This is a genomic window from Aurantimonas sp. 22II-16-19i, assembly GCF_002088275.1.
Classification (GTDB): Bacteria; Pseudomonadota; Alphaproteobacteria; order Rhizobiales; family Rhizobiaceae; genus Jiella.
Genome location: NZ_AQQS01000079.1, coordinates 1 through 2,040, shown reverse-complemented (window position 1 = coordinate 2,040; position 2,040 = coordinate 1). Strand labels below are relative to the sequence as shown.

Below are 2,040 nucleotides of genomic sequence, written 5' to 3'. Positions count from 1 at the left end.
GATCCAGCAGCTCGACAAGGTGACCCAGCAGAACACCTCCGCCGCCGAGGAGATGGCCTCGACGTCGGAAGAGCTGGCCAGCCAGGCCGATCAGCTCCAGCAGGCGATCTCCTACTTCCGGCTCCAGCAGTCGGGCGTCGCCGAAATGCCGGTCAAGCGTGCGGGCGGCTTCGCCAGGACGACCGGTCACTCCGTCGCCGACATGCAGAATGCCATCCGCGTCGCGGCACCCGCGATGTCGGGGAGCCGCAGCGCCGCCAGGAAGGGCGGCGGCTTCGAGCTCGACATGGACGATCTCGGCGACGATCTCGACAGCCGCTTCTCGCGCAGCGGTCGCGCCGCCTAGCGAATCGGATCCGGTATCCGGGCCCGCGATGCGGGCACGGTGCCGGCTCGAAGTTTCAGTTCAGGCTCGCAAAGTTCACTAAGCAGTCCTTCGGTTAGTGCGACTTCGAATGACCACCCGATCCCTTCAACGGCCGGGTAGCGACCTGCAAGCAGCCCATGAGTGCCTGACGGCCCGCCTCTCGCCTTAGCGACCGCCCGACAGTCACAGCAGTCAATACCGGCGAGCGGCGCTCGAAGCCGCCTGACACACGAACGCGCCAAAGGAGAACACTCATGACCTTCCTCAACAACATGTCGATCCCAAAGAAACTCATCATCTCTCTCGGCCTGATCATCCTGACCTCCTTGGCGGTGAACGCGGTCATTTTCGTCAAGTCCGGTGAGGTCAAGGACGCGACGTTCTGGAACGATCACACCTTGAAGGTGATCAACGCGACCAACTCGATCGTCACCAGCATGGTCAATCAGGAGACGGGCTATCGCGGCTACCTCATTTCGGCTGACGACACGTTCCTCGATCCCTACCGCGCAGGCCTGAAGTCTTTCACCAAGTCGTGGAACGAAGCCAAGACCCTGACGTCGGACAACCCGGCGCAGCAAGCACGCCTGGACGAAATTCAGAGATACGCTGACAAATGGCATAGTTCCGTCGCCGAAAAGGCCATCGGTCTCATGCAGGATCCGCTGACCCGCGAGGCCGCCCGGCGAATCGAGTCCAGCGGCGCGGGCAAGGGCGAAATGGATGGGCTCCGCCAGGTCGCCACGGACCTCATCGCGGCGGAGCAGCAACTGCTCACCGTTCGCCAGGATGCACAAAACAACGCGTTCGACGTCATCAACGAGGTCATCTTCGGGGGGATGATCGCCAGCGTCCTGATCGCGTTCGGCATCGGCTTCCTGATGACCAAGACGATCGCCTGGCCGATCGCAGGTGTCGCCGCGGCATTGGCCAAACTCGCCACACCCTTGGATACCGGACGTCGTGACGAGATCGGCCGCATGCAGGGTTCCGCCCAGGCGGTCGAAGGGGCGTTCAACGACATCTCGGCCGTTCTGAAGGCGATTTCCCATGGCGATCTTTCGAAGAAGCTGACCCGCAATTACGGTGGGCTCACCGATGACGTTGCCGCCAACATGTCGGCCATGACCGACAATCTCACGACGACGGCCAATGTTGCCGACCAGATCGCCCGCGGCGACCTGACGGTGAAGGTGAAGCCGCTGTCGGACGAGGACACGCTCGGTCTCGCCCTGGAAAGCATGGTCGAACGTCTGCGCGGGATCATCGCCGACGCGCTGTCCGCCGCGCATAACGTCTCTTCGGGCAGCCAGCAGCTCTCGGCAAGCTCCGAAGAACTCTCGCAGGGCGCGACGGAGCAGGCCTCGTCGACCGAGGAAGCCTCCTCGTCGATGGAAGAGATGGCCTCGAACATCAAGCAGAACGCCGAGAACGCCCAGCAGACCGAGGCGATCGCCCGCCAGTCGGCCCGCGACGCCCAGGCCAGCGGCGAGGCTGTCGGCAAGGCCGTCAGGGCCATGGAGACGATCGCCGAGAAGATCCTGATCGTCCAGGAGATCGCCCGCCAGACCGATCTTCTCGCCCTCAACGCGGCGGTCGAAGCCGCCCGGGCCGGCGAGCATGGTCGCGGGTTCGCGGTGGTGGCCTCGGAGGTGCGCAAGCTCGCCGAGCGC

At 64.0% G+C, this 2,040-nt stretch carries 1 protein-coding gene and 1 pseudogene; both read left to right on the top strand.

Translation table 11 applies throughout. From position 1 onward, the window contains the following. Positions 1-346 (top strand): annotated as a pseudogene (locus ATO4_RS28025) (methyl-accepting chemotaxis protein); the annotation flags it as partial. A 275-nt stretch (positions 347-621) separates the two neighbouring features. Further along, positions 622-2,040, top strand: a 1,419-nt coding sequence (locus ATO4_RS26655) for a CHASE3 domain-containing protein (protein ID WP_083595111.1), incomplete at its 3' end; no start/stop codon positions are given.